Source organism: Streptomyces canus (genome assembly GCF_030815415.1).
Lineage (GTDB): Bacteria > Actinomycetota > Actinomycetes > Streptomycetales > Streptomycetaceae > Streptomyces > Streptomyces canus_F.
In genome coordinates, this window is record NZ_JAUSWW010000001.1 from 4612565 (window position 1) to 4630386 (window position 17822).

Sequence of the window (17822 nt, forward strand, 5' to 3'; positions counted from 1 at the left end):
CGTGGTCCGGTTCGCGTGCTCCCGGATTCCTCCGATGGCCTCGGGAAGCGGCTGCGCGATCAACTCAAGGCGTCCCGGGTGCTGCACGGGGTGTGGCTGCTGCTCTTCGCGGTCGTCGTGCCCGGGGTGCTCGGGGTGGGTCCGGTGGCGGCGCCGGCCGCGCTGCTGGTGCCCGCCGGGTGCAGGCTCGTGCCGGTGCGGGAGGTGCGGGTGCTGTGGCGCGGGCATCGCGGGGAGGTGGTCGTGCTGGTGGTGACGGCGGCGGCGATCGTCGTCGGCAATCTCTTCGAGGGGGTGTTGTTGGGGTTGGCGCCGGCGGTGGCGAAGGCCGCGTGGGACGCCAGCCTTGTGCAGGTGGAGACCGAGGACGGAGGCGAGGCGGGGATCGTCGTCCGGGTGCTGGGGCATGCGACGTTCCTGCGGCTGCCGAAGCTGCTGGACGCGTTGGAGGCGCTGCCGCGTGACCGGGAGGTGCGGCTGGAGCTGGGCGGGCCGCGGCATCTGGACCATGCGTGCGCGGCGGCCCTGGAGGGATGGGCCGCCGGGCGGGGCCAGGCGTGGGCGGCGAGCGGGAGGGCGACGCCGTGAGACGGCCCTCGGCAGGACTCGGTGCGGCTCAGGCCGTGGCGAGCAGCAGGATGACGTCGTAGACCTCTTCGACGATGCCGTCCGGGAAGGCCCGCATCAGGTGGGCGCGCTCCTCGGCGAGGAAGGCGGCGCTCTCCTCCTCGTCGCCCACCAGGAAGGTCGAGTGGCTGGCGATGTTGGCGATGTGGGTGTCGACGGGGATGCGGCGGCTCCAGCGGACCTCGCGGCGGGTGAAGTCGAGGCGGTCGGCGGGGTCGACGGCACGGGCGTTGACGTTGCGCTTCTCCTCGTGGATGTTCACCTCGAAGTGGCGTCCGATGCGTTCGGCGGCCTCGGCGAGCCAGGGCACGTCGAGGGCGTCGGTGTTCCACCACAGGGCGAGCGCGCCGCCCGGGCGCAGGACGCGGACGGCCTCCGGGATGGCGAGGTTCGGGTCGGTCCAGTGCCAGGCCTGGGCGTAGGTGAGGAAGTCGGCGGAGTCGTCGGCGAGGGGCAGGGTGTTGCCGTTGCCGCGGACGATCGGGATGTCGGGGTGGGTCCGGCGGAACTGGGTGGCCATTCCGTCGCCGGGTTCGACCGCGAGCACGTCGGCGCCGCGGGCGTGCAGGAGGGCGGTCGCGATGCCGGTTCCGGCGCCGACGTCCACGACGCGGGAGCCGGTGAGGGGGCGGCCGGCAAGGTCCTCGACGGCGTCGAAGAGGGCGGGCGGGTAGGAGGGGCGGTTCGCCGCGTACTGGGCTGCGGCCGCGTTGAAGGAATGGGCGCGGGCGGTGTGCGAGGGAGCCGTCATACGGCCATGGTGGCCGGGTTCGGCGAAGGGGGCGGTGTTTTTTCGGTGTGAGGCGGGGTCCGGCTTCCGGCTAGGAGCGGCGGCGCTTCTTCGACGGGTTGCCGGTGCGGCGGGTGGCGCGCTTCTCGTACCGCTTGCGGGCGGTGTCGTACTCCTCGCGGTGGAGCTTCTCGCCCGGGGCCTCGAAGAGGGAGCGGACGAAGTAGGCGAGGAGGGAGCCGACGAAGCCGATGGCCAGCAGGCCGCGGAGGGAGGCCTGGCGGTCGGGGTCCGCGCGCTTGGTGAAGCCCTCCCAGGTGTGACGGAAGGCGAGGGCGCTGCAGATCGCGAACATCACGACCATGAGGAGGGTGACGAAGCTGCCGATGTCCGCGATCTGGAGACCCTGGAAGGCGAAGCGGAGCACGAGGCAGGAGCCGACGGCGGCGGCGAGGGAGCCGGCGGCGGCGCCGATGCGGCGGGCCGGGTAGCCGTTGTCGTGGTCGACCCAGGTCGTGCCGAAGAAGCGGAGGGGTTCGGGGCGGGGGGCGGGTGCGGAGCCCGCGGGGGTTTCCTGGGTGCCGTTGTCGTCGCTCACGCGTCGATTATGGCTCCGGGTGGCCGCGGGCTCCGAGGGGGTGCGCTGCGCTGGTCACGAACCCGGGCGAGGGCGACCGTCGCGGCCTCGGGGAGTACCGCGACGGTGGCCTGGCACGGGAGGTCAGGAGCAGCGGGCCGCTACGTAGCCGTCGCTGCCGGTGTGCACGTACGTGTCCGAGACGTACTCCCCGTTGTCGATGTTGTCCCAGATGTTCGACGTGCCGTACGGGCCCGTCACCGTCTCGCCCGGCCTCTGGCAGTAGATCGGGACCTTGGCGCCGTCGGAGAGGACACGGACGATGGTGTAGCCGGTGCCCGGACCGCTGCGGACGTTCAGGCGATAGCCCGGGGCTGTGTCGTAGTAGCGGACCGCGGCCTCGGCGTGTGCGGCGCCGACCATGAGGAAGGCTCCGGTGAGGCCGGCGAGCATGACGGATCTGCGCTTGAGGGATGACATGGGAGTCCTCAGGGGTGGGTCAGAGGGAGCAGCGGGGGCGGATGTAGCCGTCGCTGCCGGTGTGCACGTACGTGTCCGAGATGTACTCGCCGTTGTCGATGTTGTCCCAGATGTTCGACGTGCCGTACGGACCGGTGACGGTCGTGCCCGGGGTCTGGCACCAGATCGGGACTTTGGCGCCCTCGAGGAGCTGCCGGACGATGGTGTAGTTGGTGCCCGGACCGCTGCGGACGTTCACGCGATAGCCGGGCGCCACGTCGTAGTAGCGCAGGGTCGCCGACTCGGCCACGGGCGACATGGCCATGAGGAAGGCGCCGGTGGCGCCCGCGAGCAGGACGGCTCGGCGTCTCAGAGATCTCACTGGTGTTCCTCGAGTGGTGGTGTTGAGGATCAGGCGCAGTGCGAGGCCACGTAGCCGTCGCTGCCGGTGTTCACGTAGGCGTCCGAGACGTACTGGCCGTCGTCGATGTTGTCCCAGATGTTCGACGTGCCGTACGGGCCGGTGATGTTCTGGCCCGGGGTCTGGCACCAGATCGGCACCTTGGCCCCCTCTGCCAGCACACGGACGACCCGGTACGAAGTGCTGGGCCCGCTGCGTACGTTGAGCCGGACGCCCGGCGCGACCGAGTAGTAGCGCAGGGTTGCAGCGGTGGCGGCAGCCGTGGTCACGGCATCGCTCTCGGCGCCGCCGTCTATCTCTTCGACACGCTCAACAGACATGAAGGCCTCCCCCGTTGGACCCCATGACTCCCATGGGGACCGTTGATTCCCTGAATCACGCCATGAAACACATGTACGCAACTCGCGCACGGAGACTAGCAAGCCGCCTCTGTCTCGTACGAGTCATCGACTAGGCTCCGTGGGTCGCGCGCGCGGACGAACAGCACGGGGGTGGTTCCATGGCGCCGCAGCACAACACCGGAGCGGGCGCGGAAGCGGAACTTCCGGAGTACGCCGGCCACTACCGTCTGGAGTCCCGTCTCGGTTCCGGCGGAATGGGCGTCGTGCATCGCGCACAGAGCGCGTCCGGGATGACGCTTGCGGTGAAGGTCGTACACACCGAATTCGCCAAGGATCCTGAGTTCAGGGGTCGGTTCCGGCAGGAGGTCGCCGCGGCTCGGCGGGTGAGCGGTGCCTTTACCGCGCCCGTCGTCGATGCCGATCCGGATGCTGAACGGCCGTGGATGGCCACGCTGTTCATTCCCGGGCCGACTCTCGCCCAGGAAGTGAAGCGGAACGGGCCCATGGCTCCTGCCCAGTTGCGCCGCCTCATGGCCGGACTGGCCGAGGCGCTGCGCGACATTCACAGGGTCGGCGTCGTGCACCGGGACCTCAAGCCGAGCAATGTCCTGCTCGCCGAGGACGGGCCGAAGGTCATCGACTTCGGCATTTCCCGGCCAAAGGACAGTGAACTGCGCACCGAGACTGGGAAGTTGATCGGCACTCCGCCGTTCATGGCCCCCGAGCAGTTCCGCAGGCCGCGGGAGGTCGGGCCGGCCGCCGACATCTTCGCCCTGGGTTCCGTGCTGGTCCACGCGGCCACGGGACGGGGGCCGTTCGACTCCGACAGCCCGTACGTCGTCGCCTACCAGGTCGTACACGACGAGCCCGACCTGACCGGCGTACCGGAGAATCTCGCCCCGCTCATCGTGCGGTGTCTTGCCAAGGAGCCCGAAGACCGCCCGACTCCCGATGAGTTGATGCGGGAACTGCGGTCGGTGGCGGCTTCGTACGACACGCAGGCGTTCATACCGGCGCAGCGAACCGGCGACGAGCCCAGAGCGGAACCGCGTGCCGACGGGCCCGGGCGGCGGCCCGCCGCGCGTTTCCGCAGGCGGTCGGCCGTGCTGGCCGGAGCAGTCGGGCTGATCGCGGGAGGCGTTTTCGCCTCGATGCAGCTGCTCCCCGACGACACGCGCCCCGCGTCGAGCGCCGGCCCTGCGACCTCGTCGCCCGGTTCCGGCACGTGGGAGGCAAGTCCGGTGTCAGAGGACGCCGGCACACCCCAATGTTCCTACGGCGACGACAAGTTGCTCTGCGCCCAGCCCGGCGAGGTCTACGCCCTCTCGCCCTCCGACGGCACCCTGCTGTGGCGCCGCTCCGTCGCCAAGGCGCGCAGGGTCGATCCCCCCGTCCTCTCGGGCGGACTCGTGCAGGTCACCACCGACGAGGAACATCGAGTGGAGGCGCTCGACCCCGAGTCGGGAATGACGCGCTGGCAGCGGGACCTGCCCACGCACACCAGCATGGGGTACGCCGACGACATGCTCCTGCTCGGCCATGCCGACGGACGCCTCACCGGCGTGGACTCCGCGTCGGGGGACACCAGGTGGAGCCGTCGGATGTCGGGCCAGAAGTCCCCGTCTCTCGCCTCGTTCGCGGGTGATCCGTCGATGTACGCGACGACCATGTCGGACGACGGGTCGAGCACGCGGGTCTCCGCGGTGGATCCGGGCACGGGTGAGGTGCGCTGGGCGGCACGTTTGGAGGGAGGCCTCCAGCCCGTGGGCTCCGGCGACGGGTCCGTCTACTTCCTCTCCCTCGACACGGTGTACTACGACACGGGCGCGGTGGTCCGCTATACCCCGGAGTCCGAGAAGTCCCGTCGGGTGGCACTGCCTGTCACACGCGAGGGCGTCCACGCCGGCGTGTACGGAGACCGCGTCTACCTCGTGGCCGCTGGTGGTTCGCTGGAGGCATTCGATCTGGGCACGGGGAAGCGGCTGTGGCAGCTCGAGACAGCCGTGCCCCGCGGGTCGACGCCGGTCGCCGACGGTGACCATGTGTACGTCACGGCCCCCGACGGGCGGCTGCTCGCCGTGTCCGCCGCTGACGGAGACCTGCTCGGGCAGACGCCACCGCGACTCGGCGCGAACGCGGACCGGGTGCCACCCGCACTGCCCGAACCCCTCACCGCCAACGCCCACATCTACGCCTCCGCCCCCGACGGCACCGTCTTCTCCGTGAACGCCCGCAACCCCTCGGCCTGGTGACACGGAAAGGGCCGCCTCCGAAGAGACGGCCCTCGCGGCAGAATCCTGAGGCTCAGCCCAGCTTGGAAACGTCCCGGACCGCGCCCTTGTCCGCGCTGGTGGCCATCGCCGCGTAGGCCCGCAGCGCCGCAGAGACCTTGCGCTCGCGGTTCTTCGGGGCGTACACGCCGCCCAGCGCCGCGTCACGGCGGGCCAGTTCGGCCTCGTCGACGAGGAGTTCGATGGTGCGGTTCGGGATGTCGATGCGGATGCGGTCGCCGTCCTCGACGAGGGCGATCGTGCCGCCGGCCGCCGCCTCGGGGGACGCGTGGCCGATCGACAGTCCGGAGGTGCCGCCGGAGAAGCGGCCGTCGGTGACCAGGGCGCAGACCTTTCCGAGGCCGCGGCCCTTGAGGTACGAGGTCGGGTAGAGCATCTCCTGCATGCCGGGGCCGCCCTTGGGGCCCTCGTAGCGGATGACGACGACGTCGCCCTCCTTGACCTGCTGGGTCAGGATCTTCTGGACGGCCTCTTCCTGGGACTCGCAGACGACCGCCGGGCCCTCGAAGGTCCAGATGGACTCGTCGACGCCGGCCGTCTTCACGACGCAGCCGTCGACGGCCAGGTTGCCCTTGAGGACGGCCAGGCCGCCGTCCTTGGAGTACGCGTGCTCGGCGCTGCGGATGCAGCCGCCCTCCGCGTCCTCGTCCAGGGTGTCCCAGCGCTCCGACTGGGAGAAGGCCTCGGCGCTACGGACGCAGCCCGGGGCCGCGTGCCAGAGTTCCAGCGCCTCGGGCGAGGGGGAGCCGCCGCGGACGTCCCAGGTCTTCAGCCAGTCCGCCAGGGACGGGCTGTGGACGGAGTGGACGTCCTCCCGCAGCAGGCCCGCGCGGTGCAGTTCGCCCAGCAGGGCCGGGATGCCGCCGGCGCGGTGCACGTCCTCCATGTAGTACGTGCGGTTCTTGGCGACGTTCGGGGCCACCTTCGCCAGGCACGGGACCCGGCGGGAGACGTCGTTGATCTCCTCCAGGCCGAAGGGGACGCCCGCTTCCTGGGCCGCCGCCAGCAGGTGCAGGATCGTGTTGGTGGAGCCGCCCATGGCGATGTCGAGGGCCATGGCGTTCTCGAAGGCCGCGAAGGAGGCGACCGAGCGCGGCAGGACCGTCTCGTCGTCCTGCTCGTAGTAGCGGCGGGTGATGTCCATGACCGTGCGGGCCGCGTCCTCGTACAGCCGGCGCCGGGCCGTGTGCGTGGCCAGGGTCGAGCCGTTGCCCGGGAGCGAGAGGCCGATGGCCTCGGTCAGGCAGTTCATCGAGTTGGCCGTGAACATGCCGGAACAGGAGCCGCAGGTCGGACAGGCGTTCTCCTCGATGCGGAGCATGTCCTCATCGGAGATCTTGTCGTTCACGGCGTCGGACATCGCGTCGACCAGGTCGAGCGTACGGACCGAGCCGTCGACCAGCGTGGCGCGGCCGGACTCCATCGGGCCGCCGGAGACGAAGACCGTGGGGATGTTCAGACGCAGGGCCGCGTTCAGCATGCCCGGGGTGATCTTGTCGCAGTTGGAGATGCAGATCAGGGCGTCCGCGCAGTGGGCCTCGACCATGTACTCGACCGAGTCCGCGATGAGGTCGCGGGAGGGCAGGGAGTACAGCATGCCGCCGTGGCCCATCGCGATGCCGTCGTCCACCGCGATGGTGTTGAACTCGCGCGGGATGCCGCCGGCCTCGACGATCGCCTGGCTGACGATCCGCCCGACCGGCTGGAGGTGGGTGTGGCCCGGCACGAACTCGGTGAAGCTGTTGGCGACCGCGATGATCGGCTTGCGGCCGATGTCCGCACCGGGTACACCGGAGGCGCGCATAAGGGCGCGTGCGCCCGCCATGTTGCGGCCGTGGGTGACTGTGCGGGACCTCAGCTCGGGCATGGTCGCTCGCTCCTTCAGACAGGTAGGGCTGATATCGAGCGTACGCCGGTCATCCAGGGGGCGGACACAGTGTCCGGAATGCGGGATGACCGTCTCATCTCACCAGGCGCTCACGGGTTCGTCAGATGCCCCTGGACCACCGGCGCCACCCGCGCGATGATCAGCTCCACGTCCGCCGAGGCGACCGGCTCGATCCTGATCACGTACCGCATCATCGCGACCCCCACCAGCTGCGCGGCGGCGAGCTCGGCGCGCAGTTCCGCGTCCGGGGTGTCGAGTTCGTCGGCGATCCGGCGCATCAGCTGCGTGGCGACGAGACGGCGGAAGACGGCCGCCGCGGCCTCGTTGTTCACCGCGGACCGGATGATCGCGAGCAGCGGCTTGCGGGTCACCGGGTTCTCCCAGAGCCCGAAGACGAAGCGGGTCATGCGCTCGCCGGCGCCCTCGATGGGGCCTTCGAGGACCACGTCCCGCATCTTCAGGGCCGGCGAGAAGGCGACCTCGACGGCCGCCTCGAAGACCTGTTCCTTGGTGCCGAAGTAGTGGTGGACCAAGGCCGAGTCGACGCCGGCCGCCTTGGCGATGCCGCGCACCGAGGTCTTCTCGTAGCCCCGCTCGGAGAACTCCTCGCGGGCCGCGGTCAGGATGCGGTCGCGGGTGTCGGACGATTCCGTACCGGGCGGGCGGCCCCGTTTGCGCGAGGTGACGCCGGTCACGGCCGCGGCACCTTCACCGCGGAGGCCAGATGCAGCCGCGTGAAGGCCAGGGCCTCCGCCAGGTCGGCCTCACGTTCGGCGCTGGACATCGCCCGCCGGGTGTTGACCTCGATGACGACATGACCGTCGAAGCCGGTCAGGGCGAGACGTTCCAGCAGCTCGGCGCAGGGCTGGGTGCCGCGGCCGGGGACGAGGTGCTCGTCCTTGGCCGAGCCCCGGCCGTCGGCGAGGTGGACGTGGCCGAGGCGGTCTCCCATGCGGTCGGCCAGTTGCATGGCGTCGGAACGGGCCGTGGCCGAATGACTGAGATCGATCGTGAAGTGACGGTAGTCCTCCTTCGTCACGTCCCAGTCGGGGGCGTACGCGAGCATCTCGCGGTCGCGGTAGCGCCAGGGGTACATGTTCTCGACGGCGAAGCGGACGTCCGTCTCGTTCGCCATGCGCCAGATACCGCTCACGAAGTCGCGGGCGTACTGACGCTGCCAGCGGAACGGCGGGTGGACGACGACCGTGGACGCCCCGAGCTTCTCGGCGGCCGCCTGGGCGCGCTGGAGCTTGACCCAGGGGTCGGTGGACCACACGCGCTGGGTGATGAGCAGGCACGGGGCGTGTACGGCGAGGATCGGGATCTGGTGGTAGTCGGAGAGGCGGCGCAGGGCTTCGATGTCCTGGCTCACCGGGTCGGTCCACACCATGACCTCGACACCGTCGTATCCGAGGCGCGCGGCGATCTCGAAGGCCGTCGCCGTGGACTCCGGGTAGACGGAAGCCGTGGAGAGCGCGACCTTCGCATCCGGGATCCGTACGACTGGTTCTGCCACGGGGGTCAGCCTAAGGGTTGCGGTGGGTGGGGTGCGGGGCGCCTATTCGCCGTTGTGGCGATTGCCATAGGCGGGCGCGGGGGTTCCGGGTCCCCGCACCCGTCACGTGCCCACACTCGATCCCATGTGATCAAGTCGCCGCAGAATGACGCCTTCCCGCAACGCCCACGGACAGACCTCCAGGTTCTCCACGCCGAACAGGTCCATCGCGCCCTCGGCCACCATCGCTCCCGCGAGCAGCTGCCCCGCACGGCCTTCCGACACCCCGGGGAGCTCGGCGCGCTGCGCCACCGTCATCCCCGCCAGCTGCGGCACCCACGCCTCCAGGGACTCCCGCTTCAGCTCGCGCTGGACGTACAGGCCCTCGGTGGAGCGGGCGGCGCCGGCGAGGCGGGCCAGCTGCTTGAAGGTCTTGGACGTGGCGACGACGTGGTCGGGGGCGCCGAAGCGGGCGAACTCGCCGACGGTACGGGCGATCTGGGTGCGGACATGGCGTCGTAGCGCCCTTATGGCCTCCGGGTCCGGAGGGTCGCCGGGCAGCCAGCCCGCCGTCAGACGGCCCGCGCCCAGCGGCAGCGAGACCGCCGTGTCGGGCTCCTCGTCGATGCCGTACGCGATCTCCAGGGAGCCGCCGCCGATGTCGAGGACCAGCAGCTTCCCGGCGGACCAGCCGAACCAGCGGCGGACGGCGAGGAAGGTGAGGCGGGCCTCCTCGGCGCCGGTGAGGACCTGGAGCTCGACGCCGGTCTCGGCGTGCACGCGCGCGAGCACGTCGTCGGCGTTGCTGGCCTCGCGGACCGCGGACGTGGCGAACGGGAGCAGGTCCTCGACGCCCTTGTCCTCGGCGGCCTGAAGGGCTTCCTTGACGACACCTATGAGCTTGTCGACACCCTCGGGGCCGATCGCGCCGCCCTCGTCGAGGAGTTGGGCAAGGCGCAGTTCCACCTTGTGCGAGTGCGCGGGCAGCGGGCGCGCGCCGGGGTGGGCATCCACCACCAGCAGATGCACCGTGTTCGATCCCACGTCGAGGACACCGAGTCTCATGTACGGAACGCTACTGCTACCTGCGTGGTCGGCCGTATCCGGAGTCTTGCCAAGCGTCTTACCCTGGACGCGTGCCAAAGACGAAAAAGGCGAAGGCCGACAAATCCTCCAGCGGTTCTTCGCAGGCGAAGTCGCCGGTGAAGTCACCGAAGAAGTCGACGCAGGCCCCGGAAGCCGACGAGAAGGGGCTCGACTTCGCGCGCGCATGGGTGGAGTTCCCTGATCCGGCGGACGACGAGCAGATCTTCCGGTGCGATCTGACATGGCTGACCTCTCGCTGGAACTGCATCTTCGGCAGCGGCTGCCAGGGCATCCAGCCGGGCCGCGCGGCCGACGGGTGCTGCACTCTGGGTGCCCACTTCTCCGACGAGGACGACGAGAAGCGGGTCGCCGGGCATGTGGCCAGGCTCACTCCGGAGATCTGGCAGTTCCACGACGAGGGCACGGAGGGCGGCTGGATCTCGGAGGACGAGGACGGCGACCGCCAGACCCGCCCCTACAAGGGCTCGTGCATCTTCCAGAACCGGCCCGGCTTCGCCGGCGGCGCGGGCTGCTCGCTGCACATCCTGGCGCTCAAGGAGGGCCGGGAGCCGCTGGAGACCAAACCGGACGTCTGCTGGCAGCTGCCGGTGCGTCGGACGTACGAGTGGATCGACCGGCCCGACGACACCCGGGTGCTCCAGGTGTCGATCGGTGAGTACGACCGCCGCGGCTGGGGCCCGGGTGGCCACGATCTGCACTGGTGGTGCACATCGGCGACCTCGGCGCACGGCGCGGGCGACCCGGTGTACGTCTCCTACCGGCCGGAGCTGACCGAGCTGATGGGCAAGGCGGGCTACGACCGGCTGGCCGAGCTGTGCGAGGAGCGGCTGGCCTCCCAGCTGCCGCTGCTGGCGCCGCATCCGGCCGACCCGGTGGGCTAGTGCCGCGGCAGGCAACGTTTGCCCGTCAAGGAGCGGCGTCGTGGGGGTCCCTCCCGCCCGAGCCGTGCGAAGCGCGGTTCGAGGGTGGGGGAGCGTGCTCTCGGCGTGCCGGCCGGAAGCCCTCGCACTGGACGTACTTGGGCTTTCGGCCGGTGCGGCGAGTGGGGGCCCCTCCCACGCCCTCAAGGCAGTGGGGGAGCGTGCCGGGCGTCGCGACGGGGCAAACGTTGCCTGCCGCGGCACTAGGTCCACGGCTACGACGTGAACGGGCTCGGGTCGCCGCTGTCGCCGGGCGGGGGCGTCGAGCTCGCCGGGTCGGACGGGGTGGGATCCGTCGGCGTCGGGTCCGGGTCGGACGTCGAGGGCGGCGGATCGCTGGGGGTCGGGTCCGTGGGGGCCGAGGTCGTGGGGGTCGGGTCCGGGTCCTGGGTGGACGGGGGAGGGTCGACGGGGGTGCCGGGGTCGGTCGGGGTGGGCGCGGTGCCGTAGCCCTCGATGGAGACGACGGCGCCGGCGGGTGAGACGGCCACGCGCGCGCTCCAGTGGCCGGACGGCTCGCGCAGTTGGTCGACGTACACCTTGATCGTCAACGATTCGCCGGGTTCGAGGGTTCCCGAGGACTGGCTGAGGTAGAGCCAGCCGGCGCCGGTGCTCGCGGACCAGCGGACCGGGGTGTCGCCGGTGGCGGTGAGGGTGATCAGTGTGGTGTCGCCGCTGTTGCCGGCCGCGACCTCCAGCTGTCCGGCGCCCTTCCTTCCGGCGCCCGTGACACTGATGACCTTCACTGATACGTCGGGTTTGTCGCCCTTGGTGAAGCGGCCGGCGGGCCGGGTGCTGGCGTTTCCCGCGTTCTCGTAGCCGCCCGCGACCTCGCCGTCCAGGCTGTCGGGGCCGTGCGCCTCGCTGGCGCTGGCCGAGCGCCCCTCGGCGCCCTCGGCGGTGGGGGTGCCCCGGTAGGCGGCCCACAGGGCGAGCACGGGGGCTGCCACGACGGTGGCGACGACGGTCGTCGTGACGGCACGCGCGCGTAGGCGGTCGCGGCGGGCCGCGCGGTCCTTGGGGTCCATCGGGAAGCCGCGCCGGTCGAAGCGGGGGGCGGACGCACGGGTGAAGTGCGCCATGGCGACGTGCAGCGTCGCGCGCGGGGCCTCGAGGACGGGCAGCTCGGAGGGGGTGATCGTCGCCCCGGGCCAGCGGCCGGCGACCGCGCGCCCGGCGGTACGGCGGCAGCGCGGGCAGTCGTCGACATGCCGTACGAGCTCGCGGCGCAGGGCCGTGCCGATCACCAGCTGGTGGTCGCCGGTGAGGCGGGCGACGCTCGGACAGGTGCCGGTCTCCACGACGGCGAGGGCCGCGCGTGTGCGCTCGACCTCGCAGGCGGCGGAGGCGAGCAGTTCACGGGCGGCGGCCGGGTCCATGCCGAGGACGGCGGCGACCTCATGGGCGGCGAGATGGTGGCGTACGGCGAGTTCCAGCGCCTCGCGCTGCTCCGGGGTGGTGCCGGCGGCCTCCGGCCAGGCCAGCAGGGCGAGTTCGCGCCGTCGCTCCTCCTGGGCCTCCTCGGAGACGGGCGGGGCCGCCTGCCGCTCGCCGTGGTGCCGCCCTGCCGCGTGGCCGGCATGACGTTTCTGCTTGGCCTCGGCGAGCTTGCGCAGACACGCCCAGCGGGCCAGCGCGTACAGCCAGGCCCGGCGGTCCCCGGCCGCCTCCGGACCGCGGCGGCGCTCGGCGAGCGCGAGGACGTCACCGAGCGCGGCGGTGGCCGCGTCGTGGTCGCACAGCACGGACAGGCAGTAGGTGAACAGGCCGTCCAGATACGGCTCGTAGCGCGCCGGCGGACGCTGCGCCAGCGTGCGCGCCGCGCCGCGGTCACGCTCCTCCCGTTGCGCCCGGTGCGCGCCGGTGGTGCGGGTCGAGGTCTCCGGACTGCTGCTCATCACCCGTGGACCGTAGGGCGCGGGCGATGGCCCCTTCTTCCCCCTTGAGCACTTTTACTTCGTACGGGTGAAACGATCCCTCATAAGGGGACAGGAACCCCTGATTCCGTGGCTTGTTCTTGACCTCGGTGGCCGGATGACATCGGGCGCTCACGGTCACCGACAGGCGTTGTCAGTGTCGCCCGTTACGGTTCGTGCATGGCTGCCCGTACGAAGACCGCCAAGGACCGACCCGCCTACCGCTGCACGGAGTGCGGCTGGCAGACGGCGAAGTGGCTCGGCCGCTGCCCCGAATGCCAGGCGTGGGGCACCGTCGAGGAGTACGGCGCGCCCGCGGTGCGTACGACGGCCCCGGGCCGCGTCACCACCTCCGCCGTGCCCATCGGCCAGGTCGACGGCCGCACGGCCACCGCCCGCTCCACCGGCGTACCCGAGCTGGACCGGGTGCTCGGCGGCGGACTCGTCCCCGGCGCGGTCGTCCTGCTGGCGGGCGAGCCCGGCGTGGGAAAGTCGACCCTCCTCCTCGACGTGGCGGCCAAGTCGGCGAGCGACGAGCACCGCACCCTGTACGTCACGGGTGAGGAGTCGGCCAGCCAGGTCCGGCTGCGCGCCGACCGCATCAAGGCCATCGACGACCATCTGTACCTCGCCGCGGAGACCGACCTGGCCGCGGTCCTGGGCCACTTGGACGCGGTGAAGCCGTCCCTGCTGATCCTCGACTCCGTCCAGACGATCGCGTCCCCCGAGATCGACGGCGCCCCCGGCGGCATGGCCCAGGTGCGGGAGGTGGCGGGCGCCCTGATCCGCGCCTCCAAGGACCGCGGCATGTCCACCCTCCTCGTCGGCCATGTCACCAAGGACGGCGCCATCGCGGGCCCGCGTCTGCTGGAGCACCTCGTGGACGTGGTGCTCTCCTTCGAGGGCGACCGGCACGCGCGCCTGCGGCTGGTCCGCGGCGTCAAGAACCGGTACGGAGCGACGGACGAGGTCGGCTGCTTCGAACTGCACGACGAGGGCATTACCGGCCTTACCGACCCGAGCGGACTTTTCCTGACCCGTCGTGACGAACCGGTCCCCGGCACCTGTCTGACGGTCACCCTGGAGGGCCGCCGCCCGCTGGTCGCCGAAGTCCAGGCCCTCACCGTCGACTCGCAGATCCCCTCGCCCCGCCGCACGACCTCGGGTCTGGAGACCTCCCGCGTCTCGATGATGCTCGCCGTCCTGGAGCAGCGAGGCAGGATCAGTGCACTCGGCAAGAGGGACATCTACTCCGCGACGGTCGGCGGAGTGAAGCTGTCGGAGCCGGCCGCGGATCTCGCCATCGCCCTCGCGCTGGCGTCGGCGGCGAGCGACAGCCCGCTGCCCAAGAACCTCGTCGCGATCGGCGAAGTAGGCCTTGCGGGCGAGGTCAGACGGGTCACGGGGGTCCAGCGCCGACTCGCCGAGGCACACCGTCTGGGCTTCACCCACGCACTCGTGCCGGGCGACCCGGGCAAGATCCCCGCCGGTATGAAGGTCCTGGAAGTCGCCGACATAGGAGAGGCTCTGAGGGTCCTTCCGCGGTCGCGTCGGCGAGACGCCCCACGGGACGAGGAGGAGCGCCGGTAGACTTTGCCCTGGTCTCGCCCGTCCGTACGAACCGAAGGTGCGAAACGGGAGCGTCCCAGAACCTGCGACCGGAGGAGTGCAGTGGCAGCCAACGACCGGGCAGCAGCTCCCGGAAAGTCCGGTGGGAGCTCCGGTGCCGAGGGCCTGATGCGCGCCTCACTGAGCGCCGTGGCACCCGGCACGGCCCTGCGCGACGGCCTCGAGCGGATTCTCCGCGGCAACACGGGCGGACTCATCGTGCTCGGTTTCGACAAGACCGTCGAGCCGATGTGCACGGGCGGTTTCGTCCTGGACGTCGAGTTCACGGCCACGCGTCTGCGTGAGCTGTGCAAGCTCGACGGCGGCATCGTGATCTCCACGGACGGATCGAAGATCCTGCGGGCGGGTGTGCAGCTGGTGCCCGACCCGATGATCCCCACGGAGGAGACGGGCACGCGCCACCGCACGGCGGACCGTGTCTCCAAGCAGGTCGACTTCCCCGTGGTGTCGGTCTCCCAGTCCATGCGTCTGATCGCGCTCTACGTCAACGGCCAGCGCCGCGTCCTGGAGGACTCGGCGGCGATCCTGTCCCGAGCGAACCAGGCCCTGGCGACCCTGGAGCGCTACAAGCTCCGCCTGGACGAGGTCGCGGGAACGTTGTCAGCGCTGGAGATCGAGGACCTCGTGACGGTCCGGGACGTGTCGGCGGTGGCGCAGCGCCTCGAGATGGTCCGCCGTATCGCGACGGAGATCGCCGAGTACGTGCTCGAACTCGGCACGGACGGACGTCTCCTCTCCCTCCAGCTCGACGAGTTGATCGCCGGCGTGGAGCCCGAGCGCGAGCTGGTGGTCCGCGACTACGTCCCCGAGCCCACGGCCAAGCGCTCCCGCACGGTCGACGAGGCCCTGTACGAGCTCAACGCTCTCAGCCACGCCGAGCTCCTCGAACTGTCCACGGTGGCACGGGCGTTGGGCTACACCGGCTCTCCGGAGGCGCTGGACTCGGCGGTCTCGCCGCGAGGCTTCCGGCTGCTGGCGAAGGTGCCGAGGCTGCCGGGCGCGATCATCGACCGCCTGGTGGAACACTTCGGGGGCCTGCAGAAGCTGCTGGCCGCGAGCGTGGACGACCTGCAGACGGTGGACGGGGTCGGCGAGGCGCGGGCAAGGAGCGTACGAGAGGGCCTGTCGCGGTTGGCGGAGAGCTCGATCCTGGAACGGTACGTGTAGCCACCCAAGGGGCGCGGGCAAGGGGCGCGGGGCTGTATTGATGTGCGGCTCCGCCGCGTGGGCGCGAACAACCACAGCGCCGCCGCAGCCGACCGACAACCACCCGCACCCCTACATCAGTCGCTCTCCAATACGAACGACGTCTGCACCTTCGCGTACCCCGGCGCGGCCAACTCCACGAGATACGTCCCCGCACCCGCGGACCCCGCCGACGGCGTCGCACACTGCGGAGCACTCGGCTTGCGGTCCCACTTCACGGTGTACGTGATGCTGCTCCCCGCGGGCACCCGGAACACCAGACTCGCCGCGGCCTTCGGGCAGTCCGCGGAGGACCAGTACTCGTCGTCCTCGGCCGCCTCGGTAATCGTCAACACCGCGCTCTTCGGCCCGAGATCGACCTTGCAGTCACCCCCGGAGGAGTTCGCCGCGGTCAGCAGCAGCGCCGGCGTCTCGCCGGGCCCGTACCCGTTGCGGAGGCTGCTCACGGTCAACTTCACGGATCCCGCGGTGCAGTTGGGCACCCCGGACCCCGCCGGAAGGGTGTCGTCCTGCCCGACCCCGCTGCCCGTACCGCCGCCGGCACCGCCACCGGCCGCGCCTTCGGACCCACCGGAGCCGGACCCCGTACCGGAAGTCGAGGAGCCCTCACCGGACCCGCCGTCCGACCCCGATTCCGTTCCCCCGGAGTCCCCGCCCGGCGTCGACTCGTCGCGCCCGCCCGGCGCTTGACTGATCGCCGGCCCGGAGCCGGTCGGCCCCGGCGTGATGGTCGAAGGCGAGGGATTCTTGTCGCTGGACCCGTCGGCACCGTTCTTGCCTCCACCGCCGCCCGAGGAGACCACCCAGGCGATCAGCAACGCCAACAGGGCCAGCACGGACAGCAGTACGGCCCTCCGTCGCCAGTAGATGGTGGAGGGAAGCGGCCCGACCGGATTGCGCAGAGATCCCACGGCGCAAACTGTACGAGAGATCGGCGCCTTCGCCGCGCCTACCCGCCGCCGGGGACCACAACTTTTCCGGATCATCATTCCGGAGACGGCGGTTCACACGGCCGCCTTCACGAGCTCGGGCACATCATGATCGCGGGGCGTGACGGTTTCAGCCAGTCGCCTACCCTCTGTGACATTACCGCTCTTCCGCATGACACTCGTACGTGGGTACGGCACACCGCCGAAACGCACCACTTCCGCTCGTCGGACGCCGTCCTCTCCCCAGCACTGCCCCCACGCGCCCCTCCCCGCCGTACCCCTGGGGGTGGCGCTTCCCCCGCGCCCCCTCCCCCGCATGGCAGGATCGGAAGGCCATGACTGCGCCCACGAAGCCCCCGCACAGCAGCCCCTCCGACACCCTCTCCGGGCCTCCCGGCGGAGAGCACCTGCACACCCCCGTCATCGACTGGTTCGACGAGCACGCCCGCGATCTGCCGTGGCGACGCCCGGAAGCCGGGCCATGGGGGGTGATGGTCAGCGAGTTCATGTTGCAGCAGACGCCGGTCAGCCGCGTCCTGCCGGTCTACGAGCAGTGGCTGGCCCGCTGGCCGCGCCCCGCCGACCTCGCGAAGGAGGCCCCCGGTGAGGCCGTACGCGCGTGGGGCCGGCTCGGCTATCCGCGTCGCGCCCTGCGCCTGCACGGGGCGGCCGTCGCGATAACCGAACGGCACGGCGGCGACGTACCCACCGACCACGCCCAGCTCCTCGCACTGCCCGGCATCGGGGAGTACACGGCCGCGGCGGTCGCCTCCTTCGCGTACGGACAGCGGCACGCCGTCCTCGACACCAATGTCCGCCGCGTCTTCGCGCGGGCCGTCACCGGCGTGCAGTACCCGCCGAACGCCACCACCGCCGCCGAACGCAAGCTGGCCCGCGCCCTGTTGCCGAAGGAGGAGCGGACGGCCGCCCGCTGGGCCGCCGCCTCCATGGAGCTCGGCGCGCTGGTGTGCACCGCCAGGAACGAGTCCTGCCACCACTGTCCGATCGCCGCCCAGTGCGCCTGGCGGCTCGCGGGCAAGCCGGAGCACGACGGTCCGGCGCGGCGCGGACAGACGTACGCCGGTACCGACCGCCAGGTCCGCGGCAAGCTCCTCGCCGTCCTGCGCGAGGCCCACGCGCCCGTGCCGCAGGCCGCGCTCGACCGGGTGTGGCACGAGCCGGTGCAGCGCGCTCGGGCGCTCGACGGACTCGTCGCGGACGGACTTGTCGAGCCCCTGTCCGGTGGTTTGTATCGGCTGCCGTTGACGTAACAGCACCACTCCACA

At 71.2% G+C, this 17822-nt stretch carries 16 protein-coding genes and 1 pseudogene; 6 read left to right on the top strand and 11 right to left on the bottom strand.

Features of this window, described 5'->3' with window-relative positions; genetic code table 11:
- Positions 1-66: 66 nt before the first annotated feature.
- A pseudogene (locus tag QF037_RS21305) lies at positions 67-588 on the top strand (SulP family inorganic anion transporter); the annotation flags it as partial.
- Positions 589-616: 28 nt separating this feature from the next.
- Here the strand turns inward: QF037_RS21305 and QF037_RS21310 are convergent.
- The 5 genes from QF037_RS21310 to QF037_RS21330 form a co-directional block, all read right to left on the bottom strand.
- Positions 617-1378, bottom strand: coding sequence for a class I SAM-dependent methyltransferase (locus QF037_RS21310; RefSeq protein ID WP_307027586.1), 762 nt, complete (start codon positions 1376-1378; stop codon positions 617-619).
- A 70-nt stretch (positions 1379-1448) separates the two neighbouring features.
- Positions 1449-1955, bottom strand: coding sequence for an EamA/RhaT family transporter (locus QF037_RS21315; protein WP_307027589.1), 507 nt, complete (start codon positions 1953-1955; stop codon positions 1449-1451).
- Between the two features lie 123 nt (positions 1956-2078).
- A complete protein-coding gene (locus tag QF037_RS21320) occupies positions 2079-2387 on the bottom strand; it encodes an SH3 domain-containing protein (RefSeq protein ID WP_307037284.1) in 309 nt (102 codons plus the stop codon).
- Positions 2388-2433: 46 nt separating this feature from the next.
- A complete protein-coding gene (locus QF037_RS21325) occupies positions 2434-2775 on the bottom strand; it encodes a hypothetical protein (protein ID WP_373463782.1) in 342 nt (113 codons plus the stop codon).
- 29 nt (positions 2776-2804) lie between these two features.
- Entirely contained in the window at positions 2805-3134 is a 330-nt protein-coding gene (locus QF037_RS21330; protein WP_307027591.1) for an SH3 domain-containing protein, read from the bottom strand.
- A 179-nt stretch (positions 3135-3313) separates the two neighbouring features.
- Between QF037_RS21330 and QF037_RS21335 the strand changes: the two genes are divergently transcribed.
- Positions 3314-5407 carry a serine/threonine-protein kinase gene (locus QF037_RS21335; protein WP_307027593.1) on the top strand — a complete coding sequence of 698 codons (2094 nt, stop codon included), beginning with the start codon at positions 3314-3316 and terminating at the stop codon, positions 5405-5407.
- A gap of 52 nt (positions 5408-5459) precedes the next feature.
- On the opposite strand, the gene ilvD is transcribed toward QF037_RS21335, so the two are convergent.
- The 4 genes from ilvD to QF037_RS21355 all read right to left on the bottom strand — a co-directional run bounded on the left by ilvD (position 5460) and on the right by QF037_RS21355 (position 9894).
- Positions 5460-7313 (bottom strand): dihydroxy-acid dehydratase, encoded by a 1854-nt coding sequence (ilvD, locus tag QF037_RS21340; RefSeq protein WP_307027594.1) that lies wholly within the window; start codon positions 7311-7313, stop codon positions 5460-5462.
- 110 nt (positions 7314-7423) lie between these two features.
- Positions 7424-8029, bottom strand: a complete 606-nt coding sequence (locus QF037_RS21345) for a TetR/AcrR family transcriptional regulator (protein WP_307027596.1) — start codon at positions 8027-8029, stop codon at positions 7424-7426.
- Positions 8026-8850, bottom strand: coding sequence for a sugar phosphate isomerase/epimerase family protein (locus QF037_RS21350; RefSeq protein ID WP_307027598.1), 825 nt, complete (start codon positions 8848-8850; stop codon positions 8026-8028). Before QF037_RS21350 ends, QF037_RS21345 begins: the two co-directional genes overlap by 4 nt.
- 102 nt (positions 8851-8952) lie before the next feature.
- Positions 8953-9894, bottom strand: a complete 942-nt coding sequence (locus QF037_RS21355) for a Ppx/GppA phosphatase family protein (protein ID WP_307027600.1) — start codon at positions 9892-9894, stop codon at positions 8953-8955.
- Between the two features lie 137 nt (positions 9895-10031).
- Between QF037_RS21355 and QF037_RS21360 the strand changes: the two genes are divergently transcribed.
- Positions 10032-10817 carry a hypothetical protein gene (locus tag QF037_RS21360; protein ID WP_307037288.1) on the top strand — a complete coding sequence of 262 codons (786 nt, stop codon included), beginning with the start codon at positions 10032-10034 and terminating at the stop codon, positions 10815-10817.
- A gap of 254 nt (positions 10818-11071) precedes the next feature.
- Here the strand turns inward: QF037_RS21360 and QF037_RS21365 are convergent, their stop codons facing one another.
- Positions 11072-12754: a BACON domain-containing protein gene (locus QF037_RS21365; protein WP_373463784.1), complete on the bottom strand. Its 1683-nt coding sequence runs from the start codon at positions 12752-12754 to the stop codon at positions 11072-11074.
- A gap of 198 nt (positions 12755-12952) precedes the next feature.
- Between QF037_RS21365 and radA the strand changes: the two genes are divergently transcribed.
- Both radA and disA read left to right on the top strand, forming a co-directional pair.
- Positions 12953-14362, top strand: coding sequence for a DNA repair protein RadA (gene radA, locus QF037_RS21370; RefSeq protein WP_307027603.1), 1410 nt, complete (start codon positions 12953-12955; stop codon positions 14360-14362).
- 81 nt (positions 14363-14443) lie between these two features.
- Entirely contained in the window at positions 14444-15568 is a 1125-nt protein-coding gene (disA, locus tag QF037_RS21375; protein ID WP_307027605.1) for a DNA integrity scanning diadenylate cyclase DisA, read from the top strand.
- A gap of 116 nt (positions 15569-15684) precedes the next feature.
- Here the strand turns inward: disA and QF037_RS21380 are convergent, their stop codons facing one another.
- Positions 15685-16518, bottom strand: a complete 834-nt coding sequence (locus QF037_RS21380; protein ID WP_307027607.1) for a hypothetical protein — start codon at positions 16516-16518, stop codon at positions 15685-15687.
- 353 nt (positions 16519-16871) lie between these two features.
- On the opposite strand from QF037_RS21380, the gene QF037_RS21385 reads away from it, so the two are divergent.
- The gene (locus QF037_RS21385) at positions 16872-17807 is read left to right on the top strand and encodes an A/G-specific adenine glycosylase (protein WP_307027609.1); all 936 of its coding nucleotides are present in this window, start codon (positions 16872-16874) and stop codon (positions 17805-17807) included.
- The last annotated feature ends 15 nt before the right edge of the window (positions 17808-17822 follow it).